This window comes from Moorella thermoacetica (assembly GCF_001267405.1).
In the GTDB taxonomy this organism is placed as follows: domain Bacteria; phylum Bacillota; class DSM-521; order Neomoorellales; family Neomoorellaceae; genus Neomoorella; species Neomoorella thermoacetica.
Genome location: NZ_CP012369.1, coordinates 899,843 through 925,077 on the forward strand (window position 1 = coordinate 899,843; position 25,235 = coordinate 925,077).

Annotated in this window: 26 protein-coding genes; 20 read left to right on the top strand and 6 right to left on the bottom strand. The window is 56.4% G+C overall.

From position 1 onward, the window contains the following. Position 1: 1 nt before the first annotated feature. The 13 genes from rnhB (at position 2) to MOTHE_RS04580 (ending at position 10,691) form a co-directional block, all read left to right on the top strand. A complete protein-coding gene (gene rnhB, locus MOTHE_RS04520) occupies positions 2-622 on the top strand; it encodes a ribonuclease HII (protein ID WP_011392491.1) in 621 nt (206 codons plus the stop codon). A gap of 113 nt (positions 623-735) precedes the next feature. Further along, positions 736-1,095, top strand: a complete 360-nt coding sequence (locus tag MOTHE_RS04525) for an NADH-quinone oxidoreductase subunit A (RefSeq protein WP_025774396.1) — start codon at positions 736-738, stop codon at positions 1,093-1,095. Next, the gene (locus tag MOTHE_RS04530) at positions 1,086-1,586 is read left to right on the top strand and encodes an NADH-quinone oxidoreductase subunit B (RefSeq protein WP_011392493.1); all 501 of its coding nucleotides are present in this window, start codon (positions 1,086-1,088) and stop codon (positions 1,584-1,586) included. The genes MOTHE_RS04525 and MOTHE_RS04530 overlap by 10 nt, the downstream gene beginning before the upstream one ends. A 1-nt stretch (position 1,587) precedes the next feature. Then, positions 1,588-2,034, top strand: coding sequence for an NADH-quinone oxidoreductase subunit C (locus MOTHE_RS04535; protein ID WP_011392494.1), 447 nt, complete (start codon positions 1,588-1,590; stop codon positions 2,032-2,034). A 3-nt stretch (positions 2,035-2,037) separates the two neighbouring features. Beyond that, the gene (locus MOTHE_RS04540; RefSeq protein WP_053094721.1) at positions 2,038-3,153 is read left to right on the top strand and encodes an NADH-quinone oxidoreductase subunit D; all 1,116 of its coding nucleotides are present in this window, start codon (positions 2,038-2,040) and stop codon (positions 3,151-3,153) included. A gap of 26 nt (positions 3,154-3,179) precedes the next feature. Then, positions 3,180-4,226, top strand: coding sequence for an NADH-quinone oxidoreductase subunit NuoH (gene nuoH, locus MOTHE_RS04545; RefSeq protein WP_011392496.1), 1,047 nt, complete (start codon positions 3,180-3,182; stop codon positions 4,224-4,226). 1 nt (position 4,227) lies between these two features. Further along, on the top strand, positions 4,228-4,632 hold the full coding sequence (locus MOTHE_RS04550; protein WP_011392497.1) for a NuoI/complex I 23 kDa subunit family protein: 405 nt from the start codon (positions 4,228-4,230) through the stop codon (positions 4,630-4,632). After that, a complete protein-coding gene (locus MOTHE_RS04555) occupies positions 4,625-5,131 on the top strand; it encodes an NADH-quinone oxidoreductase subunit J family protein (RefSeq protein ID WP_011392498.1) in 507 nt (168 codons plus the stop codon). The genes MOTHE_RS04550 and MOTHE_RS04555 overlap by 8 nt, the downstream gene beginning before the upstream one ends. Continuing rightward, on the top strand, positions 5,128-5,436 hold the full coding sequence (gene nuoK / locus MOTHE_RS04560; protein ID WP_011392499.1) for an NADH-quinone oxidoreductase subunit NuoK: 309 nt from the start codon (positions 5,128-5,130) through the stop codon (positions 5,434-5,436). Before MOTHE_RS04555 ends, nuoK begins: the two co-directional genes overlap by 4 nt. Before the next feature lie 31 nt (positions 5,437-5,467). Beyond that, on the top strand, positions 5,468-7,342 hold the full coding sequence (nuoL, locus tag MOTHE_RS04565) for an NADH-quinone oxidoreductase subunit L (RefSeq protein WP_053094722.1): 1,875 nt from the start codon (positions 5,468-5,470) through the stop codon (positions 7,340-7,342). Next, positions 7,339-8,868 carry a complex I subunit 4 family protein gene (locus tag MOTHE_RS04570; protein WP_011392501.1) on the top strand — a complete coding sequence of 510 codons (1,530 nt, stop codon included), beginning with the start codon at positions 7,339-7,341 and terminating at the stop codon, positions 8,866-8,868. The genes nuoL and MOTHE_RS04570 overlap by 4 nt, the downstream gene beginning before the upstream one ends. Next, the gene (locus tag MOTHE_RS04575; RefSeq protein ID WP_011392502.1) at positions 8,868-10,298 is read left to right on the top strand and encodes an NADH-quinone oxidoreductase subunit N; all 1,431 of its coding nucleotides are present in this window, start codon (positions 8,868-8,870) and stop codon (positions 10,296-10,298) included. Before MOTHE_RS04570 ends, MOTHE_RS04575 begins: the two co-directional genes overlap by 1 nt. 30 nt (positions 10,299-10,328) lie before the next feature. Next, a complete protein-coding gene (locus tag MOTHE_RS04580; RefSeq protein ID WP_011392503.1) occupies positions 10,329-10,691 on the top strand; it encodes a YraN family protein in 363 nt (120 codons plus the stop codon). 297 nt (positions 10,692-10,988) lie between these two features. Here MOTHE_RS04580 and MOTHE_RS04585 read toward each other — a convergent pair whose 3' ends face one another. Both MOTHE_RS04585 and MOTHE_RS04590 read right to left on the bottom strand, forming a co-directional pair. Continuing rightward, a complete protein-coding gene (locus MOTHE_RS04585; protein WP_053094723.1) occupies positions 10,989-12,302 on the bottom strand; it encodes a histone deacetylase family protein in 1,314 nt (437 codons plus the stop codon). Further along, a complete protein-coding gene (locus MOTHE_RS04590; RefSeq protein ID WP_053094724.1) occupies positions 12,295-13,968 on the bottom strand; it encodes a hydantoinase/oxoprolinase family protein in 1,674 nt (557 codons plus the stop codon). The genes MOTHE_RS04585 and MOTHE_RS04590 overlap by 8 nt, the downstream gene beginning before the upstream one ends. 187 nt (positions 13,969-14,155) lie before the next feature. Here MOTHE_RS04590 and MOTHE_RS04595 point away from each other — a divergent pair, with 187 nt between their 5' ends. From MOTHE_RS04595 to MOTHE_RS04610, 4 genes are all read left to right on the top strand, one after another. Continuing rightward, on the top strand, positions 14,156-15,091 hold the full coding sequence (locus MOTHE_RS04595; protein WP_162490046.1) for an N-acetylmuramoyl-L-alanine amidase: 936 nt from the start codon (positions 14,156-14,158) through the stop codon (positions 15,089-15,091). Then, a complete protein-coding gene (locus MOTHE_RS04600) occupies positions 15,057-15,707 on the top strand; it encodes a hypothetical protein (RefSeq protein WP_011392507.1) in 651 nt (216 codons plus the stop codon). The genes MOTHE_RS04595 and MOTHE_RS04600 overlap by 35 nt, the downstream gene beginning before the upstream one ends. Positions 15,708-15,809: 102 nt before the next feature. Further along, entirely contained in the window at positions 15,810-16,817 is a 1,008-nt protein-coding gene (locus tag MOTHE_RS04605) for an isocitrate/isopropylmalate dehydrogenase family protein (RefSeq protein WP_053094725.1), read from the top strand. A gap of 158 nt (positions 16,818-16,975) precedes the next feature. Next, positions 16,976-17,653, top strand: a complete 678-nt coding sequence (locus MOTHE_RS04610) for a metallophosphoesterase (protein WP_053094726.1) — start codon at positions 16,976-16,978, stop codon at positions 17,651-17,653. A 112-nt stretch (positions 17,654-17,765) separates the two neighbouring features. Here MOTHE_RS04610 and MOTHE_RS04615 read toward each other — a convergent pair whose 3' ends face one another. The 3 genes from MOTHE_RS04615 to murJ are packed head-to-tail and all read right to left on the bottom strand — an operon-like array spanning position 17,766 to position 21,433. Next, complete coding sequence (locus MOTHE_RS04615) at positions 17,766-18,506, bottom strand: type 1 glutamine amidotransferase (RefSeq protein ID WP_011392510.1); 741 nt, start codon at positions 18,504-18,506, stop codon at positions 17,766-17,768. Then, positions 18,466-19,833, bottom strand: coding sequence for a Mur ligase family protein (locus MOTHE_RS04620; RefSeq protein ID WP_011392511.1), 1,368 nt, complete (start codon positions 19,831-19,833; stop codon positions 18,466-18,468). The genes MOTHE_RS04615 and MOTHE_RS04620 overlap by 41 nt, the downstream gene beginning before the upstream one ends. Before the next feature lie 4 nt (positions 19,834-19,837). Then, the gene (murJ, locus tag MOTHE_RS04625) at positions 19,838-21,433 is read right to left on the bottom strand and encodes a murein biosynthesis integral membrane protein MurJ (protein ID WP_011392512.1); all 1,596 of its coding nucleotides are present in this window, start codon (positions 21,431-21,433) and stop codon (positions 19,838-19,840) included. Positions 21,434-21,639: 206 nt separating this feature from the next. On the opposite strand from murJ, the gene MOTHE_RS04630 reads away from it, so the two are divergent. The 3 genes from MOTHE_RS04630 to MOTHE_RS04640 are packed head-to-tail and all read left to right on the top strand — an operon-like array spanning position 21,640 to position 24,844. Then, positions 21,640-22,107: a MarR family winged helix-turn-helix transcriptional regulator gene (locus tag MOTHE_RS04630; RefSeq protein ID WP_011392513.1), complete on the top strand. Its 468-nt coding sequence runs from the start codon at positions 21,640-21,642 to the stop codon at positions 22,105-22,107. Positions 22,108-22,109: 2 nt separating this feature from the next. Continuing rightward, the gene (locus MOTHE_RS04635; RefSeq protein WP_053094727.1) at positions 22,110-23,570 is read left to right on the top strand and encodes an MFS transporter; all 1,461 of its coding nucleotides are present in this window, start codon (positions 22,110-22,112) and stop codon (positions 23,568-23,570) included. Positions 23,571-23,587: 17 nt separating this feature from the next. Then, entirely contained in the window at positions 23,588-24,844 is a 1,257-nt protein-coding gene (locus MOTHE_RS04640) for an MFS transporter (protein WP_011392515.1), read from the top strand. Here the strand turns inward: MOTHE_RS04640 and MOTHE_RS04645 are convergent. Continuing rightward, positions 24,841-25,230: an ACT domain-containing protein gene (locus tag MOTHE_RS04645; protein WP_011392516.1), complete on the bottom strand. Its 390-nt coding sequence runs from the start codon at positions 25,228-25,230 to the stop codon at positions 24,841-24,843. The genes MOTHE_RS04640 and MOTHE_RS04645 overlap by 4 nt on opposite strands. Between the last annotated feature and the right edge of the window lie 5 nt (positions 25,231-25,235).

A 25,235-nucleotide genomic window follows, 5' to 3' on the forward strand; every position in this document is an offset into this window, starting at 1 on the left:
AGTGCGCGCATCCGCCGGTGAAAGGGAACGGGTCGAAGCCCTTTACGCCTGGGAACGGCGGTTACAACGCCAGGGTGTTGCCCGCATAGCCGGCGTAGACGAAGCTGGACGCGGACCGCTGGCCGGGCCGGTAACTGCTGCGGCAGTTATTCTACCACCGGGGTTATTCATTGCCGGCCTCAATGATTCCAAAAAAGTACCTCCTGCCCGGCGCCGGGAATTGGCCGCGGTGATAAAAAAAGAAAGCCTGGCCTGGGGTATCGGCTGGGTTTCAGTGAAAGAGATTGATTGCCTGAACATCCTGGCTGCCTCCCGGTGGGCCATGCGGCGGGCCCTATCGGCCCTGGCCATCCGGCCGGATCATGTGTTGATTGACGGCATGGAGTTACCTGGTTTAAAGATACCCCAGACCCCCCTGGTAGGTGGCGATGCATTAAGCGCTTCCATTGCAGCGGCTTCTATCCTGGCCAAAGTGGCCCGGGATGAACTGATGGTGGCCTATGATGCCGTTTTCCAAGGTTATGGCCTGGCGGGGAATAAGGGGTACCCGACCCGGGAACACCGGGAAGCCCTACGGCGTCTTGGCCCCTGTGCCCTCCACCGTCGTAGCTTTAAGCATTAAATAAAAAACCATTTTTTTACCAACCGCCAAGAAGGGATTTCCCCAAATAAAGCGAATTAATACTGGAGTATTTTTAAACAACCTGGCAATTTTTTATGAAAGGGGGGTCCATGGTGTTACAGCAATATGGCATTATAGCTGTATTCCTGGTTGGTGGAGCAGCAACGGCCGTTGCTGCCCTGGCCACCAATTGGTTGCTCCGCCCCAAGAAACCGCCCGAGGGTGATAAATTGGCCGCCTACGAATGTGGCCTGAAGACCCAGGGGCCGACCTGGATTCAGTTCAAAGTGAGTTATTTTCTTTATGCCCTTGTCTTTCTGTTATTCGATGTTGAGACCGTCTTTCTCTATCCCTGGGCCGTACGTTTTCAGGCCCTGGGGCTCTTTGCCTTTGCCGAAATGATCGTTTTTATCGGCATCCTGGTACTCGGCCTCTGGTATGCCTGGAAGGAGGGTGCATTGAAGTGGCTGTAACTAGATTAAAGCCAGCGGACCCGCAGATACCTGATAATATTATCCTGTCAACGGTTGATGCCATGCTTAATTACTGCCGTGCCCATTCCTTCTGGCCGGTAACCTTTGGTCTGGCCTGTTGCGCCATTGAGATGATGGCGGCCGGTGGCGCCCGTTATGATATTGCCCGTTTTGGGTATGAAGTTTTCCGGCCCTCACCGCGCCAGGCGGATTTAATGATTGTGGCCGGTACGGTTACCAGGAAGATGGCTCCCCTGGTGAGGCGTCTATACGAGCAGATGCCGGCACCGAAGTGGGTGATTGCCATGGGCAGCTGTGCCATTAGCGGTGGACCCTTTGTTGACTCTTACAATGTCGTGCCCGGGGTAGATACCATCGTGCCGGTTGATGTCTATGTACCCGGGTGTGCCCCCCGGCCGGAGGCTTTAATTAATGGCCTCCTGGCACTGAAGAAAAAGGTTATTAACCCTAAAGTGGCGTTGGTGAAGTAAAATGGACAACTTTATCCAGGAATTACAGCGCCTTTTTCCCGACCTAGAGGTCAGAGAAGGGGTTGACGTGCCGGCCCTGGTTGTACCGGCTGACCAGTTGCTGGCGCTTATGACGGAGTTAAAGGAGAAACGCGGTTTTAATTTCCTGGCGGACTTGACGGCTGTTGATTATCCGGAAGACGAGCGGATAGAAATGGTATACCATTTGTTATCCGTGCCGGGGATGGCCGAAATCCGGGTAAAGGTAAATCTTGACCGCCAGCATCCGGAGGTTCCTTCCTTAACTGCCCTCTGGCCGGCGGCCAATGTCCAGGAAAGGGAGGCCTTTGATCTAATGGGGGTAAAATTCCCTGGGCATCCCGATTTAAAGCGCATCCTGTGTCCGGATGACTTTGTTGGCCATCCCCTTCGTAAAGATTTTCGACTCCAAACAGAAGGGGGGGAATAAAATATGGCTGCTGCCGCGGAGAATTTACGAACGGAAGAGATTCAACTTAATATGGGTCCCCAGCATCCCAGCACCCATGGTGTTTACCGGGCCCTTTTAACCCTTGATGGTGAAAAGGTCGTCGGGGTAGAGAATATTATCGGTTACCTGCACCGGGGTATCGAGAAACTGGCTGAGGATCGCACTTATACCCAGGTTATTCCCTATACCGATCGCCTGGATTACCTGGCCGGGATGCTGAACAATCTGGGTTATGTCCAGACGGTGGAAAAGCTCCTGGGGCTCGAAGTCCCGGAGCGGGCCGAGTATTTGCGGGTAATTATGGCCGAACTCTCACGGCTGGCCAGCCATATGGTCATGGTAGCCTCCATGGCCCTTGATCTCTCCGGTTGGACGGCCTGGTTCCCCCCCTTCCGGGAACGTGAGCGGATCCTGGATCTTTTTGAGATGACGTGCGGTTCCAGATTGATGGTCAGTTATATGCGCATTGGCGGTGTAGCTGCCGACATACCGCCCGGTTTTCTGCCGGCCCTGGAGAGCTTTTTAAACGACCTGCCCCGGATGATTGCCGAAATGAACGGGCTGATTACCGGGAATGAGATCTTTAAGGCCCGCTGCCAGGGGGTGGGTAAAATTGACCTGGAAACGGCCCTGGCCTATGGCATCACCGGGCCTAACCTGCGGGCCTGCGGATTGCCCTTTGACCTGCGAAAAGCGCGGCCCTATAGTATCTATGATCGCTTTGATTTTGATATCCCCACCCTGAATAACGGGGATAGTTACGACCGGTTTGTTATTCGCCTGCTAGAAATGGAACAGAGTGCCCGAATTATCCGCCAGGCAATGGAGCAACTCCCCGATGGTCCGGTGCAGGCCAAGGTGCCGCGGGTGCTTAAACTTCCCCGGGGCGAGGTCTACCACCAGATCGAGGGTGCCAAGGGTATCCTGGGCTTCTACCTGGTCAGCGATGGTGGCAGCAAACTCTACCGTCTCCATATCCACAGCCCCTCGTTCGTTAACTTGGGAGCCCTGCCCAGGATTTCCGTCGGTGGTACTATCCAGGACTTCGTCGTCAATATCGCTTCCATTGACATCGTCCTGGGCGAGGTTGATCGTTAAAGTAATATCTACGAAGGAGAGGGTAGATGACCGTGGAAGATATCTTTACCGGCATAGCCGCTTACCTGCGGGGGTTCCTTGCCGGAGCACCGCCCTGGGTGGTGACCCTTGCCATAGGGGTCTTATACCTGATCGGGGTACTGGCCTTTATCTTCCTGAATGCCCTTTATTTAATCTATCTGGAACGGAAGATAAGCGCTTATATGCAACAGCGCATCGGGCCCAACCGTTTGGGGCCCCATGGCCTCCTGCAGTCAGTGGCCGATGCGGTTAAACTCCTGGGGAAAGAGGATATCATACCCCGGGGGGCTGACCGGTGGGTCTTTATCATCGCCCCGGTGCTAATCTTTATCCCGGCGACGATGCTTTATGCCGTCATTCCCTTTGGCAAAGGAATGGTTCCCGCTGATTTAAATATTGGTGTCTTTTATTTCCTGGCGGTCGCTTCAACTACAACCATCGCCATCTTGATGGGCGGCTGGGGTGCCAACAACAAATATGCCCTGCTGGGCAGCATGCGTTGTGTAGCCCAGATGGTCAGTTACGAAATCCCCCTGACCTTTTCCATCCTGGGGGTAATAATGCTGGCCGGGTCCCTCCAGACCTCCCAGATCGTGGCCGCCCAGGGGAAGATCTGGTATATCCTTCTTCAGCCCCTGGCCTTTATTATCTACTTTATTGCTGCCACGGCCGAGGTCAACCGTGCTCCCTTTGACCTGGTGGAAGGGGAACAGGAGATTATTGCCGGACCTTATACAGAATACACCGGCATGCGTTACGCCCTCTTTTATCTTTCAGAGTATGCCAACCTGGTCAGCGTTTCCGCCCTTGCGGTAACCCTGTTCCTGGGCGGCTGGCAGGGGCCGTGGTTGCCGTCATGGCTATGGTTTCTAATTAAGGTTTATATTATGATTTTTATCTTCATGTGGGTACGCTGGACCTTCCCTCGTATCCGTATTGACCATCTGCTCAGCTTTAACTGGAAGGTGCTCCTGCCCCTGTCCCTGGCCAATATCCTGGTGACCGGGGTGGGCATTAAGATCTACCAGTTGTTAACCCTGGGGAGGTGGTAGGATGTTCGGGCAAGGTTTGCTAAAAGGGCTGAGTATTACCTGGCACTTTTGTTTCGGTAAGGCGGTCACGGAGCAGTACCCCGAACGACGGCCCAACCTGCCGCCGGCCTCCCACGGGTCCTTCCGCCTGGAGAGGGAGAAGTGTATTGCCTGTGGCATCTGTGCCAATGCCTGCCCCAATCATGTTATTACCGTCGAGAGCGAGCGCGACGAACAGAAAAAACGTCACCTGACTGGCTACAGGGTCAAGCTGGGCCAGTGCCTCTTCTGCGGCCTGTGCGTGGAAAGTTGCCCCCAGGGGGCCCTCCATTGGCAGCCCGACTTTGAGCTGGCCTGTTACCGTCATGAAGACACGGAGCAGGATTTACTGGTCGGCCAGGCAGTGGAGGTGAAGAAAGGTGCTTGATATCAGTGCCCTTTTATTCTGGGTCCTGGCCGCAATTACCATCGCTGCGGCCCTGGCCGTAGTGCTGCTAAAAAATATCGTCCACAGTGCCCTTTACCTGGTTTTGACCTTTGCCGGGGTAGCCGGCCTCTATATCCTGCTCCAGGCCGAGTTCCTGGCGGCGGTGCAGCTCCTGGTCTATGCCGGGGCAGTAGCAATTCTAATTGTCTTTGCGGTGATGCTTACCCGCCGTGGCGATATCAAAGCCAGTAATTTGTTTAATATTAATTACCTGGCAGCCGGTGTTGTCTCCCTGGCCCTGTTTGTGGTCATCGTCCTGGGCACCGGGCGCATGACCTGGACTACCGCTCCCGCCCAGGCGCCGGCCAACAATGTGGCGGCCATTGCCAACGCCTTTTTGGGTCGCTTCGCCATACCCTTCGAAGTAGCGGCTGTTTTGCTCCTGGTGGCTATGGTGGGAGCTATCCTGCTGGCGAGGGGAGGGAAACCGGAACGGTGATCACCCTCAACCACTATCTGGCCGTGGGCGGTCTCCTCTTTTGCATCGGCCTTTTCGGAGCCCTGGCCAAGAGAAATGCCATCGCCGTTTTAATGGGAATCGAACTTATGCTCAATGCTGTCAACATTAACCTGGTGGCCTTCAACCATTTCCTGGCGCCGGATCAGGTGACGGGCCAGATCTTCGCAATCTTTGTTATCGTCGTCGCTGCTGCGGAAGTAGCCGTCGGCCTGGCCCTGGTCCTGAATATCTATCGCCGGCGCCTGGACAGCAATGTTGATGATCTGGACTGGCTCAAGTGGTAATTTCGTTTAAAAGGCAGGTGACGACTACCCTATGATCAATCATGCCTGGTTGATACCGGTTTTTCCGGCCCTTGCTTTTCCCATAATTATTTTTCTGACCCGTAGAGTGCGCCATTTAAGCGCCCTGGTGGGCATCGCCGCCATCGGCGCCAGCTTTGTCATGGCTGTGGGGGTATTACGGGAAGTCCTGCTTAACGGGATAACCATGTCCCGGCCGGTGGAGTATGCCGCCACCTGGCTGGGGGTCCCCGGTCTTTTGAAGATTGAAGCAGGCGTCCTGATTGATCCCCTGGCAGCGGTAATGCTCCTGGTAGTCACCCTGGTAGCCCTGCTGGTGGAAATTTATTCAGTGGGTTATATGCACGGCGACCCCGGATTTTCCACTTTTTTCGGCTACCTGTCCCTGTTCAGCGCTTCAATGCTGGGACTGGTCCTGGCCAATAACTACTTTATGATATTTTTCTTCTGGGAGCTTGTTGGACTTTGTTCCTATCTTTTAATAGGTTTCTATTACCACAAGCAGTCGGCGGCCCGGGCCGGCTTGAAGGCCTTTGTTACCAACAGGGTGGCTGACTTCGGTTTCATGCTGGGCTTCTTTTTCCTCTTTGCCATCTTTGGCACCTTTAATTTCCGGGAACTGGCGGCAGCCATTCCCAGTTACAAGAATACCGGCTTCCTGGCCCTGGCGGCGGCCCTGGTGTTTATCGGTCCTATCGGCAAGTCGGCCCAGTTCCCTTTACATGTCTGGTTGCCGGACGCCATGGAGGGTCCTACACCGGTTAGCGCCCTGATCCATGCTGCGACAATGGTGGCAGCCGGTGTCTATTTACTGGCGCGAGCCTTTGTCCTCTTTGCCAGCCTGCCGGGGATTATGCTCTTAGTTGCCTATGTAGGCGGTTTTACGGCCCTTTTTGCGGCCACCATAGCCATTACCCAGCGGGACATCAAGCGCATCCTGGCCTATTCTACCATCAGCCAGCTGGGATATATGGTCATGGCCATGGGGATCGGCAGTATGACGGCCGGAATGTTCCACCTCATGACCCATGCTTTCTTTAAAGCCCTCCTCTTTCTGGGAGCCGGAAGCGTTATCCATGCCCTGGAAGAACAGGATATTTTCCGCATGGGCGGTTTATATAAGGATATGAAGGTCACGGTAAGTACCTTTGTTATTGCCACCCTGGCCCTGGCCGGGGTGCCGCCCCTGGCCGGTTTCTGGAGCAAGGACGAGATCCTCGCCGGTGCCTTTGATCACGGGTTTACCGGTCTCTACATCATTGGTACATTGGTAGCCTTCTTGACAGCCTTCTATATGTTCCGGCTGATCTTCGTGGCCTTTTTCGGCGACCGCCGTGCCGGACTCCATGCTCACGAATCGCCGTTAACGATGACGGTGCCCCTAGTCATCCTAGCGGTACTTTCAGTGGTTTCCGGTTTTGTAGGGGCGCCCTTTGTGAGCCACGGGTTCAGCAGCTTTGTTTATTATGGCGAACCCCATCTGGTAGAACCAAACTATGGGGTGATGCTGCTTTCAACCATCGTAGCCTTGGCTGGCATCGGCCTGGCCTGGGTCCTTTACGGTCGTCCCAGTGATGTGCCGGCAAGGCTGGCCGAACGCTACCACAGCATCTATAAGCTTCTGGTCAACAAGTACTATATTGATGAGGTCTACCTGTGGCTTTTCCATCGTGTCGGCCTTGGGCTGGCCGAAGCCTTTAACTGGAACGATCGCCATGTTGTTGATGGCGTCTTTGATGGTATCGGCGATGTAACCCGGTTGTCGGGCCATAGACTACGCTTGATCCAGACGGGAAACCTCCAGACCTACGCCTTGGTTATCTTTACGGCCGTGGTAATCATTGCCCTCTGGATGGCAGCACCGGTGTTGGGAGGGGTGATCCAGTGAACTTTCCGATTTTGACAGCTATTATGCTGGCCCCGGTAGCCGGGCTGCTGCTCATCCTGCTGATCCCGGAAAGGGAGCAGCTGACCATTAAAATCACGGCTGCTGCCGCCACCTTTGTTTCCCTGGTGCTGGCAATCCTGGCTTATGTCCAGTATGATCATGCCCGGGGAGGCTTGCAGTTCCTCCAGGATATCCCCTGGGTACCGGGATTCGGCATCAATTACTCCGTTGGCGTCGACGGCATCAGTATGCCCCTGGTCCTGCTGACGGCCATTGTTATCTTTACCGGTGTCTTCGCCTCCTGGGATATGACCCAGCGGGTGAAGGAATTCTTTATCTTCCTGTTGATGCTGGTGACCGGCGTCTTCGGTGTCTTCATCAGCCGCGACCTCTTTTTCTTCTACCTCTTCTTTGAGGTGGCCGTTATCCCCATGTACCTCCTCATTGGTATTTGGGGCAGCACCCGGAAGGAATACGCGGCTATGAAGCTGACCCTTTACCTCCTGGTCGGCAGCGCCTTTGCCCTGATTGGTATTATCGCCCTGTTCCTTTATGCGTCCCAGCAACTGGGGTATGCTACCTTTGACATCCAGACCCTGGCCACGGTCAAGTACGACCTGGGGTTCCAAAAGTTTATCTTCTTCCTGATGCTCATCGGTTTTGGCGTGCTGGTGCCCATCTGGCCCCTGCACCTGTGGTCTCCCGACGGCCATGTGGCGGCACCAACGGCCGTCAGTATGCTCCACGCCGGCGTTTTAATGAAACTAGGTGCTTATGGCCTTATTCGCGCCGGAGTATTTCTGTTCCCCGAAGGAGCTAAATTTTGGGCGCCTTTGATTGCCGTTCTGTGTATTGTTAACGTGGTTTATGGTGCCATGATCGCCATGGTCCAGAGGGATTTGAAATTCGTTATCGGCTACAGCAGTGTGAGCCACATGGGCTATGTTCTCCTGGGAATAGCTTCTTTGAATATCCTGAGCCTGGACGGGGCTGTATCCCAGATGTTTGCTCACGGTATTATGACGGCCCTCTTCTTTGCACTAGTGGGTAATATCTATCATAAAGCCCACACCCGGGAGATTGCCCGCTTCGGCGGCCTTGCCCACCAGATGCCGCGGGTGGCGGCCGGTTTCCTAATTGGCGGCCTTGCCTCCCTGGGGCTACCCGGCCTTAATAACTTTGTGGCCGAGTTTCTCATCTTCATAGGCTCCTTTACCCGCGACCAGGCCCTGTTCGGTGGTATCCTGCCCTTCCGGATCCTCTCGATCCTGGCCATCTCCGGTATTGTCATTACCGCCACCTATATTCTCCGGGTAGTCATGAAGACTTTCTTCGGACCCAGGAAACCGGAATGGGATCACCTGGAGGATGCCCGCGGGGTGGAAATGGTGCCCGTTGTCGTCTTGATTGCAACTTTGCTGCTCTTTGGCCTCTTACCCTCCTTGCAAATTGATATGATCAATAGCGGCATAACCCCGCTGGTAGCCAAAGTTCAAGCGGCGAAGGCGATTGGGGGTATCTTTTAATGGCGAATTTGCATCTCTTAACGGTGGAAATCCTGACGGCAGCCCTGGGACTGGGACTCCTGGCCCTGGGTCTCCTGGTACCCCACAGTGATCGCCGGGGTATTGCCTATGTAGCTACTGCCGGTCTGGCCGGTATTCTAGCGGCGGCCTTCGGCATGCGGGAAGCCAGTGGTGTAGTTCTCGGGGGATATGTCATTGACCCCTTTGGTACCTATTTCAAAATTCTCTTCCTGGTGGCGGCCATGCTAACTGCTGCCTGCTCCTATGATTATGTAGAAAAGATGGGTCTGAACCAGGGCGAATACTATGCCCTGCTGGTCCTGGCCACCCTGGGAATGATGGTCCTGGCTTCCTCGGGGGAACTGGTCAGCCTTTACCTGGGCTTGGAACTGATGACCATAACCTTTTGTATCCTGGCGGCCTTTCACCTGGGCGACGCCAAATCAGCGGAAGCAGGCATTAAGTACGTCCTGCTGGGGGCCATGTCCTCGGCCATTTTCCTGTATGGCCTGAGCCTGGTTTATGGCAGCAGCGGTACCACAGTTATCCGGGAAATCGGCCAGGCAGTGGCTACCAGGGGGGCGAGCCCGGCCCTGCTCCTGGGGACCATCTTTATCTTGGCAGGTTTTGCCTTCAAGGTGACGGCAGTACCCTTCCATATGTGGTCCCCGGATGTGTATGAAGGAGCACCGACTCCGGTTACAGGCTTTCTCTCAGTTGCCTCCAAAGCTGCCGCCTTTGCAGCCCTGGTACGGGTGTTCTTCGGCGCCCTGCCGGACCTCCACAGCTTCTGGGTCCAGCTCTTTATCGCCCTGGCGGTCCTAACCATCGTTCTGGGCAACCTGGTGGCCATCCCCCAGACCAACATCAAAAGGCTGCTGGCTTACTCCAGCATCGCCCAGGCCGGTTATCTGTTGCTGGGTATTGTTTCCTTCTCCGTCCTGGGGGTAGGGGCGGTAATGTATTACGCCATGCTCTACGTCTTTGGCAACATGGGTGCCTTTATGGCTGCTACGGCCTTTTATAATAACGACGGCAGTGATGAGATTAAGGATTACGCCGGCCTGGCCAGGCGTTCACCCCTGGTGGCGGCGTTAATGCTCTTCTCCCTCCTGTCCCTGGCCGGGATACCACCCATGGCCGGTTTTGTCGGCAAGTTTTACCTCTTTATGTCGATAATTTCCCGGCAGTATATCTGGCTGGCCATCCTGGGCATTTTGATGAGCATGGTGTCGGTATACTACTATCTCCTGGTGGCCAAAGCCATGTACCTGGGTAACCCGCCGGAGGGGAGCAAACCTTTGCGGGTAGCACCCGGCCTCCAGGTGGCCATGGTAGTATCACTGCTAATTCTTTTTATCCTGGGAATTTACCCGACACCCCTTACCAACTATGCCATGAATTCGGCTGTAACCTTCTTTATGCCCTGAGGCTATCTGAAAAGGGAGGAAAGGGTAGGTATGACCATGACACGGCGGCGGCGCGGCCAAATCGGCGAGGCCGCCGCCGCTGCTTTGTTAGCAGATTCCGGTTACCGGATCCTGGAGCGTAATTATCGCTGCCCCCTGGGGGAAATTGATATTGTTGCCGCCCAGGGTGAGGAAATTGTTTTTATCGAGGTCCGGACGCGATCCTCCCAAACCTTCGGTACGCCCCAGGAGTCAGTTGATGGCCGCAAACGGCTGCGTTTGCGCCGGCTGGCGGCCTATTATCTTGGCTCCAGGGGGTTGGCCGGACGGTCCTGCCGTTTTGATGTCGTGGCGGTGTGGCTGGACCGGCAGGAGAGGGTAGCTGGAGTCGAGGTAATAAAGGGAGCGTTTTAGTTAAGTTGCTCTTGGGTTTGGTACTTCTCGTTCCTTAAGCCACGTTGCGATCCCCATCCCGTTCACCGCCGCCTCGCCTCGGCTTCGCTGAGTTTGCTTACGCCTCAAACCAATTCGCCCTCCGCCTGGACTCCTCCAGTCCCTTGCCAGCCTGCATTTTCATCCTTCGCTGGCGGGGGCATTAGCCCCCATGAGGGGCTCTTCCCAATAGGCAGCACCATGTGTCACCGAATGCCGTGAGGGCAGGGGGGGTTCAAATCAGCAAAAAGCCGGGGGTTTTCATCCCCGGCTCTAGAATTATTTCTTGAACAACTTATCTTCCAAACGGTCCTGGAGAAAGACTCCGTCCGGGTAATCAATGGTCTGGCTGCTTTCAAAGAGGGCATGGCCTTCTTCCTGGCAGCGGGGACAGGCGTCCCGAGGTATAAAGATGGCCAGAATGTGGCGGCCCTGGTCGGTACGGGAATCAATCCAGGTCACGCCGCCGCAATCATGGCAAACGCGGGTCGTTTCTTGCTGGGTTTCCATCAGCCCCTCGGTGTCGTAGAAAATACGGCGCCGGCGGCTGATTTCTTTTTTACCCCGGATATACTCTTCCCGGAGGGTATCCCTCTGCTGCCAGGCCTGGTAGGACTCGTCGCAGAGGCGGGCGATATACTCACTGACGCGGGGCGATTGAGCCACCTTTTCCGGAGTGTAGTCAGGTTCGCGGACCCTTGAGTAATCGAGGCCGGCCAGGGCCAGGATAATGCCTGCGTTGACGTAGGGCAGGGCGCCTTCGATGGAATAACCTCCCTCCAGGACGACGATATCCGGTTGCAGGCGGTCGTTAAGGCGGGCGTAACCCTGGGCTGAAAAACGCATGTTGGTTATCGGGTCGGTATAATGGTTATCCTGGCCGGCGGAGTTGATGACCAGATCCGGCTTAAATTCGGCTAGCACCGGCAGGATAAAATGTTCCAGGGCATAAAGGAACCCCTCTTCCCCGGTGTCAGGGGGCAGGGGAAGGTTAAGGGTATAGCCGAAGGCATTGGGGCCGCCGAATTCGTTCAGGAAGCCGGTACCCGGGAAAAGGGTACGGCCGTCCTGGTGTAGGGAGATATAAAGGGTATCCTTGTCGTGCCAGTAGATATCCTGGCTGCCGTCCCCATGGTGGCAGTCGGTATCGACAATGGCTATCCGTTTGGGGCCGTAATGCCGGCGAATATACTCAAGCATAATGGCCTCCATATTTATATTACAAAAACCCCTGGCGCCATGGACGATGCGGAAGGAGTGATGCCCCGGCGGCCGGATAATGGCAAAGGCCTTATCTACTTCTCCCTTTAAAACGGCTTCAGCGGCAACAATGGCCCCGCCGGCGGCAATGAGGTGGGATTCCGTCGTCCGGGATTGGACATCCGGCACACAGATATGCACCCGCTCTACATCGCCGGTACTGGCCAGGCGAGGGCGATATTCCCTGATGCCTTCGATGTCCAGGATGCCTTCTTCGAACACCTGGTCCTGGGTATAGAGGAGGCGCTCTTCCCGCTCAGGGTGGGTAGGGCTGATGGCCCAGTCAAAGGCAGGGAAGAAAACCAGGCCCAGGCGGCGCTTGGCTTTATACATTATGCTCACCTCCCTCCAGGGGGCTGACCCGGGGTTTAACCTGGACTTTGACTCTGATGTTTTTGCCCGTGGTATAAAAGCCGGAGACCATGTTAAAGGATTGTTCCTCAACTACTTCCAATTCGGAACCGGCTGCCGCCGGTGCCAGGCGCCGCAGGCGATCCTGCAGGGCTGCCAGGGCCCGCTGGCGGGCTGCCTCCAGGTTGAAACCGCGTTGGACTTTCTCCCTGATGCCCTCTTCGGGAATCGTCAGGAAGCCCTGCTCTGTATCGGCCTGGAGGGTGATTTCCGTAGTGGGCTGGCTCAGGGCGGCGCCAATGGCATTGGCAACCCCGGCCAGGGAGGGTGCTACCACCGGGAGGCCGAAAGCGGCTTCCAGCTCGGCCGCCAGGAGGGGCGCCGGGGCACCGATGACGATTACCTGTTCCGGGCGTAGTTTTTTGTCCTCCAGGACTTCCCGCACGGTATATACCGGGCGGCTATTAATTCTCTCAAGGAGGGCCCGGGTCTGGCGGGCAATCTCGCCGGCCATTTGTTTGATAATGGCATTAGCCACCTCCCCGGTATTGAGGCCCAGTTGATCCCCTAACTGATCCAGGCCCCGGCGGGCAGCCCCTTTATCCCCCAGGTCCAGGCGGCCCATGGTAATCAGGGCGTCGGTGGGAGTAGGGGCGGGGCCGCCCAGGGCCAGGGCCGGCCCCAGGCGCTCCGGACCGATGCTCAGGCGCCCGTCCCTGACCCGCAGGCAGCTGTCGCCGCCCAGACCCAAGGAATAACTGTAAAGGGCGCGTACCAGGGTTGGGTAACCGGCCAGGGTTATGCCTAAAGGTTCAAAGAGGGGGACACCGTCGGCCAGGAAGGCGATATCAGTGGTCGTACCGCCGATATCGAGAATAATAGTATCCCGGGAAGAGGGCGCCAGGGCCAGGGCTCCCATAATACTGGCCGAGGGACCGGAGAGGATGGTCTCCACCGGGAGGGACCGGGATGCGGCCAGGGAGAGGGTGCCACCATCGGCTTTTAGTATATCCGGTACTACTGGCAGTTGCCTGCCATCGGCATAGGCATTTATGGCGGTGGCAAAGGCATCATAGATAGATGCTACGGCACTGTTCAGATAGGCGGTAAAAACCCGCCTGGGGTAGTTCAAACGTCCCGACAGGCGATGGCCCAGGGTGATAAAGTCATAGGTCGGGGAAAGGGCTTCCTTGATCTGCAATTCATGTTCCGGGTTGCGGGTGGAAAACTTACCTACTATGGCCAGGTGACGGATGGCTGCTTTCCTTAGCTCTTTATCGGCAGCTTCGATTTCGGTTGCTACCAGGGAAGAGGTAGGGCGACCGCGATGATCGATGGCGCCCGAGAGGATAAAATTTTTAGCGCCGCAGGTCAGCCCGGCGGGATTTAATCCCGGCCCCGGTTCCAGGAGCAAGCCTACCGGGCTGGTCCTGCCGGTCACGATGGCATTGGTGCAGACAGTGGTGCTGAGGTTCAGGCGCTGTACATCGCCGGTTGCAACATCCTCCAGGACCTCGTCCAGGGCCCTGGTAACGGTATGGAGGTAATCTTCAGGGTCGGTCGGTGTCTTGCAGTAGCGTTGCACCCGGCCGTCGGCTATGAGGACGACATCGGTATGGGTACCACCCATATCCAGGCCTACATACATTTGCCTCGCCTCCCGTTTTATTTTAGACCTGTAGGCCAAAGGTTGCAAGTCTTCCGGGCAATGCCGGATGCAGGGCAACTGGTATAAAAAGGTTATAATTAGGGTAGGTAAAATATGGGTAGTAGTATTTTTGCTCCTGGAGCAGGCATATGATTGATAACAGGCGGATAAGCGCCTAATTTGCGAGGTGAGGGAGTTGCCCCCCAGGGCCCGGTTAACCAATCTCCATAGCAAAATAAATAGCCAGGGTGAGGAACAATTCAGTACCGTTACCATAGAGGCTACAGCACCGGCGCCGGTGGAGGTTAGCTACCCGGAGCCGACCCTTTGCCAGGTAACTGTCCGGGCGGCCATGAACATGTATCCAGGCCCCCTGTATGTCCAGGACGGCATTATCCGGGAAGTAACCTTGCATACGGTCGCGGAGGAAACGGTTTTTAATATTTGCCTGGATGAGGCAGTTCAGGCGGTAATAACCTGCATCGAAGGGACACCCTACCGGATTTGTTTAAACTTTAACCGCCGGCCCATGCAGGATTTCTACCAGGATAGGGTAGTAGTCATTGATCCCGGTCACGGTGGCTCTGATCCCGGCCACCGCGGTCCGGTAAACTTACTGGAACGGGATATGGCCTGGAAGACAGCCGGGGAATTGGCCAGAATCCTTGAAGGATTGAAAGCCAGGGTAGTTATGACCCGCCGGCAGGAAGAAAATCCCTCCTGGCAGGAACGTCTGGCCAGGGTACCGCCGGGTGCTTTTTGTTTCCTCAGCATCCACGAGTATGGCAGCCCGGATGCTGCCAGGCGGGGGACGGCGGTCCTTTATAACCCCGCCAGGCCGGAAAATGAAGAATTGGCTGCCGCCGTGCTGGAAAGAATTGTGACCAGGGTAAAGACACCTCCGCGCGGCACCAGTCCCGACGCCGAACTGGTCCAACTGGGACAACTACCCGCCCTGCGAATAGAACCGGTTACCATAACCAACTGGGTTGATGAGGGTCTGCTCCGCAATCCGTATTTTCACCAGAAGACAGCCCTGGCCGTGGTGGTCGCTATCAAACAATATTTCCGCCAGAGGAGCAAGGATTATGGCCCGAGGAACAAAGAAAATAGTTTTTCATAAAATCCCAGTTCGCACCCATGTGGTTACGGATAAGGATGATGCTATCAGCCTGGCAAAAAAGTATAGCGCCGGTATTGCTGCTCCCGGTGACGTTATCTGCCTGGCTGAAAGTGTTGTCGCCATTACCCAGCGCCGGGCCATCCTGCCGGAAGAGGTCAGGCCCGGGCGACTGGCGCGTTTCCTCTGCCGTTTTCCGGGTAAAGACGGCAGCCTGGCTACACCGCCGGCCATGCAGCTGGCCCTGGACGAAGTGGGCCCGGTGCGCCTCCTGGCCGGTTGCGCGGCCGCAGCTTTTGGCCGCCTTATCAGGAAAAGAGGCCTTTTCTATATTGTCGCCGGCCGCCAGCTGGCACTCATTGATGATATCGCCGGGACCATGTACCCCTATGAGCGCCATATTGTTATGGGGCCGAAGAACCCGGGCAAACTGGTCCGGGAGATTAAAAAGGCCACCGGTGCCGAGGCGGTAATCGCTGACGTGAATGATAAAAAGTGCGTCGATATCCTCGGTATTACTGATAGGCGTTACATCCAGGCTGTAACGGAAGCCCTGCGGGATAATCCCTTTGGTAATGAAGACGAACAAACACCTATCGTCATTCTTAAACGCCAGTGACAACCATAAGCAAATCGCCCGGAAGGGCGATTTTTTACTTGTAGGGGGAACGGGAAAAACTTTATAATATGTAGGTGACGTATCTCTTGGAGGTGGATTTTGTTGAAACATGTAGTTACTCTGATTCCCGGGGATGGTACCGGCCCGGAGTTAATCGCCGCCGCCAGGCGGGTCCTGGAAGCCAGCGGTGCGGAACTGGAATGGGAGGTTATGGCAGCCGGGGAGGGCGCCCAGGAGAAATACGGCAGCGTGTTGCCAGAAGAGACCCTGGCTTCAATCCGTAAAAATGGCGTCGCCCTTAAAGGCCCTATCACCACCCCGGTGGGCACCGGCTTCCGGAGCGTCAATGTGGCCCTGCGGAAAGAGCTGGATCTCTATGCCAATGTCCGGCCCTTCCGCAACTTGCCCAATGTCCCCTCACGCTATCAGGGTGTTGACCTGGTGATCTACCGGGAGAACACCGAGGACCTCTATGCCGGGGTTGAACATATGGTGGGTGAAGATGCGGCTGAAAGCATTAAGATTATTACCAGGAAGGGCTCCGAACGTATCGCCCGGGCAGCCTTTGAATACGCCCGGCGCCAGGGCCGGAAACGGGTGACAGCCGGCCACAAGGCCAATATTATGAAGTTCAGCGACGGTCTTTTCCTGCGGACCTTCTACGACGTAGCCAGGGATTATCCGGAAATAACGGCTGATGACCGTATTGTGGACAACCTGAGCATGCAGCTGGTCCAGAAGCCGGAGCAATATGATGTCCTGGTACTGCCCAACCTTTACGGCGATATCCTCTCCGACCTCTGCGCCGGCCTGGTGGGCGGCCTGGGAGTGGCCCCTGGAGCCAATATCGGGGAGAAGGCAGCCGTCTTTGAACCAATCCACGGCAGCGCACCCAAGTATGCCGGCCAGAATAAGGTAAATCCCCTGGCCACTATCCTCTCCGGGGTTATGATGCTGGAACACCTGGGCGAGAAGGAAGCAGCAGCCAGGATCCAGCGCGCTATCCTGGCGGTCCTGGCAGAAGGCAAGTACTTGACCTACGATCTGGGCGGCAGTGCCGGTACGAGCGATATGGCCGACGCCATCGTCAGGCGACTGGAAGTAGAATAACAGCAGGCTGGTTACCCTCGTAAAGCATACCAACCGTCACTGAAAGTGATATCCCGGATATGCTGGAGCCCCTCATGGCGGCCAGTTACCGCCGCAGCGAGGAAAAGAGCTTACTTTCTATTTCTCGCCTCGCACAACCCATATATGGAGGGGTAGGATTGGCCTTATTTGCCATTGCGGATTTACACCTGGGCCGCGATATGGCCATGTTTGGCCCGGCCTGGGAGGATCACCGCTCGAAAGTGGCGACCCGCTGGTGCAGGGTAGTGGATGAAGGTGATACCGTCTTAATCCTGGGAGATATCAGCTGGGGTATGCACCTGGAGGACGCCCTCCCGGACCTGGAGTTTATCAAATCCCTGCCCGGTGCGAAACGGCTCCTGAAAGGCAACCATGACTACTGGTGGCAGACTGAGAAAAAAATGAGGGAAGCCGTCCTTGATGCCCGGCTGGCCCTCCTGAAACCAGAAATCATCGCCGGGGTTGCCGTCTGCGGTACCCGGGGCTGGCTTGTTCCCCAGCACCCCCTCTTTAAAGAGGAAACTGACGGGAGGGTTTACCGGCGGGAGGTCCTGCGCCTGGAGATGGCCCTCAAGGAGGTCCGGGGGCTCCGCCGGAACGAACCCCTGGCCGTCATGATGCACTTTCCTCCGGCCTATCGCGACCAGCAAACGGACTTTATAACCTTAATGCAGGAGTACGGTGTCAGCAGATGCTTCTACGGCCACCTCCACGGTAACGACCAGGATAGAGCCCTGGTGGGTGAGGCCTGGGGGATCGATTTTTACCTGGTAGCCGCTGATTATGTAAATTTTACGCCGGTATTGATTCAGTAGTTAAACTTCGCCCGGGGAATCTCCCCCGGGCGTTATGTTTTGAAAAAGGGACAGGAAATAAACATTCCCGATTAAAGGGGACCCTCACCAGGGGTATCGGCGGCGGGAAGAGTTACCATTTACCCCTGGTCGGCAGGAAGCGCTTGTACACGGCTGTGTTGGTTGCCATCTCTAAGGTATCATCCAGAGGTGATAACTCCACCTCGCCGTAACGGCGTCGCAAGGCCAGCCTGAGGAGGTAGTCGGCCAGGTGGGGGTTTTTACTCAATAAAGGGCCGTGGAGGTAGGTGCCGATAGCATTCCTGTACCTGGCCCCCTCGGTTCCATCGGCACCGTTGTTACCGTCACCGTAGATGACTTGCCCCAGGGGCCGGGATCCCTTAAGGAAAGTACGGCCGCTATGATTTTCGAAGCCGATTACCGGGTGCTCGCTACCGAGTTCCGGCATTTGGATAGCGATGTTACCCTTGAGTCGTTTGTTTCCCGCCTCGGTGTAAACGGCAAAAAGACCCACCCCCGGTAGGGTCTCCCCGGAGGCGGTGCGGTAGTACTCCCCCAGGAGCTGGTAGCCGCCGCAAATGGCCAGCAGGGCGGTACCTTCCTCCACTGCTTCCTTTAGCCAGGGACCCTTGGCGACTAAATCGGCACTGGCGATCCCCTGCTCCTGGTCGGGGCCGCCGCCGAGGAAAAGGAGATCATAAGCTCCTGGTACCAGCTTATCACCAAGGGAGATGGGGGTTACTTCTACCTGTATGCCCCGCCACTGGGCGCGGCGGCAGAGGATCAAGACATTGCCCCGGTCTCCGTAGAGGTTAAGAAACTCCGGGTAGAGATGTCCCAGGTGTAACTTCACTGCGAGCCCCCCTATGCTGCAAAAGACGGCGGTAAACGGCCAGGTTGGTATAGGTACAGAGGATTAGGGCTTCCTTGACCGGTTTGGCCAGGAGACACTCTATACTGGCTGCGGGGTCGGGGATTACTTCCAGGTCGGCCTCCTTTATCCCCTGGTATTTAAGGCAGATGGCCATATCTCCGGCCCGGAGGCCGGCGCAAATGATGGGATTGCCAGGGATTGCCAGCAGGGGAGTAAGGTCGGCGTCCCAGAGCCAGGAGACATCCCGGCCGTCGGCGGCCAGGTCATTAATGGCCAGGAGAAAAGCCATTTTTTGCCGGCCCGTAGCCAGGGTCCGGAGGGCCACTCCCATGCCGGTGGGGTTTTTGACCAGCATTAAAGTAATACGTCTGTCCCGGAGGTTGAAGGCTTCAGCCCGGCCCTGGCCGGGAAGGAAGGAAGCAACCACCCGGACAATGGTTGCCGGCTCAACCCCCAGATATAGCGCTGTACCTGCGGCGGCCAGGATATTGTAGACGTTATAAATCCCCGGCATGGGAGTATGGAGGAACAGGGCACCACCTGGATGCACCAGGTTAAAGTCAGTTCCTCCCGGTTTTAACTGGAGCCCCCGGCCTTCATACTCGGCTCGGGGACGCCGGTAGGAGCAGCGGGGGCAGAAATAATCCCCCAGGTGGCTGTAGTGGTAAAATTTAAACCCCAAGGGCTGGTGGCAATGGGGACATATATGCCCCTCCAGCACCTCCCTGGTGGTCTCCTGGCTCCAGGGGGTCCGTGCCAGGCCGAAGTAACGCACGGTACTACGCCCATCTCCCAAGGAGGTTACCAGGGAATCATCGGCGTTAAGGACCAGGGCGGCATCCGGGGTATGGGCCAGGGCTATTTTTATGGCCTCGGCCAGTTGTTCCAATTCATGGTAACGATCCAGTTGATCCCGCAACAGATTAGTTACAACCACAACATCAGCTTGCACCTGGCCGGTAACAAGGGCCAGGGATCCTTCATCAACCTCCAGCACAGCCACTTCGCCCCGTTGTCCTAGCAGGGCCGTAGCAACGCCGGCGGGCATATTGGCCCCTTCGCTATTGGAAACGACTCTTAATCCTGATGCCCGCAGGATGCTGGCCAGGAGGTTGGTGGTGGTCGTTTTACCGTTGGTACCTGTGACTATGATTACCTTGCGGTAGCCTGCTATTAAGCCCTCTATCAAATCCGGGTCCAACTTCAGGGCCAGAAAACCCGGAAGGGAAGTGCCGCCTTTTTTTAAGCAGCGGCATAAAAAAGCTACCAGGCGGCCGGCCAGGATGGCCAGGATACGCCGCAGCATCTCCTCACTCCTTCTTATAACCGGTTGCCGGCCGGGAACGTTGCAGCCGGCGGCCCAGGATGTTCAGGAAGGATACCAGTTCTTCCATGCGCAATAGCCAGGCCAGGAGGCAATAGCTTCCTGCTCCCAGGGTTATCATCAGGGACAATTCCAGACCCTCCCGCACCAGGCGGGGCCAGGCGGCGGGCAGGGCCAGGTGGCGGGATATTAGTACCAGCAAGAGGCCCATCACGAGGGCTGCCAGGAGGCTCTTGGCGGCCGTCTGTACCATCCGGCGGCCTTCAAAACGGGCCCGGGCTTTAACCTGCAGGTAGTAGAACAACAGGGAAACGTTGATAAAACCGGCCAGGGAGTAGGCCAGGGCCAGACCGCGAATGCCGAAGGCCGGTCCCAGGGTAAAATTCAAAGCCGTACCTGCCGCCAGGGTGATCAGGCCGATCCAGAGGGGCGTGACGGTATCCTTAATGGCGTAAAAGGCGCGGCTCAAGATCTCGTAGGTGCCGTAAGCGCTGATGCCCAGGGAGTAAAATACCAGGGCCTCGGTGGTAGCCATGGTATCGGCGCTGGTAAAGTTGCCGTGCTGGAAGAGGACCCTGATCACCGGCTGGCCCAGGACCACCAGACCCACAGTCGCCGGGATGGAAATAAAGAGCACGGCCCGCAGGGAACCGGAGAGGTAACGGGTAAAGGCGGCCTGATCCCCTTCCAGGTACATCCGGGTGAGGGCCGGCAACAGGGTGATGCCGATGGAGGAAGCAAAGAGGATGGGCACCAGTACCACCCGGCTGGAAATGGTCAGGGCGTTAATCGAACCCCGGGGCAGGTAGGAGGCAATAAAGGTTTGATTAAAGAAAAGGTTGAGCTGGGCAATAGAGAGACCTACGGTCACGGGCAACATTAACTTGAATATCTTACGGATGCCGGGATTCTTCAAGTCCAGCACCAGGGAAAAGCGGGGGCGTAGACGCCAGATTCCCCACACCTGCACCAGGAAATTCAGGAAAGCGCCAATCAGGGTGGCGAAGGCGAAGGCGGCAATACTATACCTCCCGGCCAGGGCCAGCCCGAAGACGATGATGGCGGCATTATAGACCAGGGGACCGATGGCCGTGCCGATAAAGGACTGGTAGGCGTATTCCGTACCGATTAAAACCCCGTTAAGGCAGTGGAAGAGGATGGCCACCAGGACGATCCTGGTCAAGTAGGCGGTGTAGGCAACCTGGTCTGGGGTGAAGCCCGGGGCCACCAGGTGAACAAGGTTAGGGGTCCAGATCATCCCCAGGATAACGGCCAGGCCTACCACGGCCAGGACCAGGTTAAAGGCAATACTCACCGTCTGCCAGACGGCGTCTTCGTCCTGCTCGGCCAGGTAGCTTGACAAAACCGGGATAAAGGCTGAACTTACTCCCCCGCCCACCAGGATTAAATAAATAGTATCTGGGATCACGAAGGAGGTGTTTAACATGTCAGTCAGCCGGTTTTGGCCGAAGAGGGCCGATATGGCCGTGTTACGAAGAAAACCGAGGATACGAGAAAAGGCCGAGGCCAGGCTAAGGATTGCCGCCGACCGGGCCAGTCCCATCGTCCTGCGTTCTGTCACCCTAACGCTTCCTTTTTTATAAAATCGTTAGCATTCTTGACACACTACCTGTATTTTACTCGTTCCCGGAGCAAAAGGAAAGTCCTTTATATGTAAACCAGCTCTGGTATGGGGACAGGTATGGGGGAGGGAAAATACGAGTTGACAAACAATAATATCTTGGCTAAGATTATTTTTCGGGTTCCAAAATATACGGGAGGCGAAGGGTGTTGGAGCGCCTGGCGGAGGCAACCCGGGAATTGGAGTACCTGCTGCGGCAAATTAACCACCTGATGAACCACTCCACCCGTAGCTATCTAACTGACAGGGGATTGACCATGGCCCGCTTCTGGGTCTTGAGTAACCTGCTTCCAGAACGACCACTAACAATGGGGGAACTGCAGCGCCGCCTGCTCCTGGCGCCGGGGACTATTACCGGTTTGGTGGACGGCCTGGTGGAAGAGGGCCTGGTCCGGCGCTGGCGGGACAAAGCTGACCGGCGCCTGGTGTTTCTCACACTGACACCGGCAGGGGCAGAATTCCTGGCTGGGATTTTGCAATTCCGGGCTTCTGTCCTGAATAAGGCTCTGGCAGATCTGGACGGTATCGACGTCGAGCGACTTGATACCGAGCTGCGCATGATCTTAGACAACCTTAGAAACCAATGCCAATGTAAAGGAGAAAGAGAGAGATAGAGATGCTTGCGAAGACAAAAGAAAACTATAAGTGGTATGCCCTTTCCTGTACTACCCTGGGGGCCCTGCTATCTGTGCTTAACAGTAATACCCTGCTTATCGCTTTGCCGGTTATCGCCAGGGCCCTTCATGCTTCCCTGGAAACCATTATCTGGACCTTGATGATTTATATGCTGGCAGTCACAGTAATGGTGCCGGCAATCGGCAGGGTGGCAGATATTATCGGCCGGAAGAAGCTTTATGTAAGCGGCTTTGCCCTCTTTACCGTGGCATCTTTACTGTGCGGACTGGTCCAGTTGGGGGGGCAGCTGGTAGCGGCCCGCTTCATTCAATCGGTGGGCGGTTCCTTGATGCTGGCCAACAGCACTGCCATCGTCACCGACGCTTTTCCTAAAGGCCAGCTGGGGCGAGCCCTGGGGATCAACAGTATGGTTATTGGTGCCGGGGCGGTAATCGGGCCCATCCTGGGAGGCCTACTAACTTCCTGGCACTGGCGCTGGATATTTTTCTTTAACGTGCCCCTGGGGATTATCGGTACCCTGTGGGCGGCTATCCAGCTCAGGGAAATAATCGAATTGCCCGAAGGCCAGCGCTTCGATTGGCTGGGGACCTCGCTCTTCACCATTGGTTTTACCTTCATCCTCCTGGCCCTGACCTTTGGGGATATGGTCGGCTGGCATACGCCCTGGATAGTAGCCAGCCTGGTTGGCGGCAGCCTGCTCATGTTGCTCTTCATTTATATAGAAAACCACGTGGATCAGCCCATGCTGGATCTGTCCCTTTTTCGGCAGCGCTTGCTGGCGGCGGCCTATGCCAGTAACCTTTTAAACGGCATAGCCCGCGGGGCGGTGACCTTTTTGTTGATTTTCTTTTTCCAGGGCATCTGGGGTATTGACCCCCTGTGGGCCGGTATCTTATTGACCCCCTTCGCCCTGGCGATGATGTTCGTAGCTCCGGTGAGCGGTATTTTATCCGACCGGTACGGTTCCCGGGAACTCAGCAGCCTGGGATTGGCGGTTTCGGCCATAGGTCTCTATGGCCTCACCAGGCTCCAGATTAACACTCCCATGACGGTAGTTATCCTCTGGATGGTCATCATGGGCCTGGGGTCCGGCTTCTTCTTTTCACCAAATACCAACGCAATTATGGGGGCCGTTGCCGCCGAACGCCGCGGCATAGCCGCCGGTACCCGGACCATGATGAATAATGCCGGCATGGTCATCAGTATTGCCCTGGGGCTGGCCATGACCGCCTCCAGCATGACACCGGAAGCCATGCAGGGGCTTTTCGCCGGCACCCAGGTGGGTTCCCAGGGTATCGCCGTCCAGGAGTTTATGAACGGCCTGCACCGGGCATTCTGGCTGTCGTTTATCATTAGCATCGTTGCCGCCGTCGTAGCCCTCATGCGCGGCCCCCACGAGGTTTATTACCAAGAGACCGGCTCCGGTTCGAATAAGGCCTGATTGGGAGTAAACCGGCTATGGAGATAGAAGCAGCGACAGGGAAAAAAGCCGGTCGCTTTCAGGCCCTGGCGGCCTTGAAACATCGTAATTTTCGCCTTTTCTGGTCCGGACAGTTGATCTCATTGATAGGCACCTGGATGCAGAATATGGCCCAGGGATGGCTGGTGTTGCAGTTGACCAACTCGCCTTTCCTGCTGGGTTTGGTTAGTGCCATCCAGTTTACGCCCCTGCTGGTCCTGGCCCTGGTTGCCGGAGTGGTGGCCGACAGGGTACCCAAAAGGCGCCTGCTGATTTTTACCCAGTCCAGCCTCATGCTTCTGGCCTTTACCCTGGGGATTTTGACCCTTACCGGGGCGATCCGGTACTGGCAGGTACTTATCCTGGCCGGGTTGCTGGGCATGGTCAATACCTTTGATATGCCGGCCCGTCAGGCTTTTGTCGTGGAAATGGTAGGTAAGGGCGATCTGATGAATGCCATTGCCCTCAATTCCTCGATTTTTAATGCCGCCCGGATTGTAGGTCCGGCCTTGGCCGGGCTGGTCATTGGCCGTCTGGGCATGGCGGCCAGTTTTCTCCTCAATGGAGCCAGTTTCCTGGCAGTTATCGCCGGCCTGCTGTTAATCAGGATACCCGAGAAAATCGACTGGCACCACCGGGTGGCAGAGGGGATGGGGGAAAGGATTGCCGAGGGCCTGCAATATATTCGCCGGACACCAGTCGTCCTGCGCACCGTTGTCCTGATGGCCCTCCTCAGTATCTTCGCCATGAATTTTAGCGTCCTGATCCCGGTCCTGGCCCGGGATACCCTGGGACAGCAGGCAGAGGGTTACGGACTGCTCATGTCGGCCTCCGGGGTGGGGGCTTTATGCGGGGCCATCTTTCTGGCGGTGTTCAGCAGCCGCGGTCCCAGCCCGTGGTTACTTCTGGGGGGTGCGGCCGGTCTCTGCCTCTTCCAACTCTTTCTAGCGGGTACCCATTCCTATACCCTGGCCCTTTTATTCCTGGGGCTTACCGGCTGGTCAATGATAACCTTTACAGCCTCGGTCAATACCACCCTGCAGTTGAATGTGCCGGATAACTTGCGGGGGCGGGTCATGAGTGTCTACTCCCTCGTCTTCGGCGGGGTGACGCCCATCGGGAGCTTGTTTAGCGGGAGCATCGCCCACCTGTGGGGGGCACCTGCCGGCCTTGCAGCAGGTGCAACCATAGGCCTTATAAGCTTGCTGGCCGTTGCCGGCCAGACCTGGCGGTGTAAACCAAATGCAGGCGTCTAAGGGCGAATCCGGTGGCCCTCCCGGGATAAAACCTGGATCGCCCTTTCCAGATCCTTCTCTTTTACTAGTAAATAGTCTGTGTCGAAAGTGGATATGGCAAAAATACTAATGCCCTGATTCGCCAGGGGGACAACAAGGGCGGCCAGGATCCCGGTCAAGGAAAAAGCCAGTGGTCCCTCGACCATCAGGCAGCGCCATCCTTTTTCACATTTTACACCTGACGGAACCCCGGCAGCGGGGCAGACAAGGGAGAGCTCGTCGGGGGTTCTCGTAATTGAGACGAAATCACCTTTCAAGGCCCATCCCGGGACGGGCGCATCTTGCTGGAGCCGGCAAACTGCCAGCTCCTCTTTAAGTATAATGAGGTCGAGCTTACAGTTGCCCATTTTTA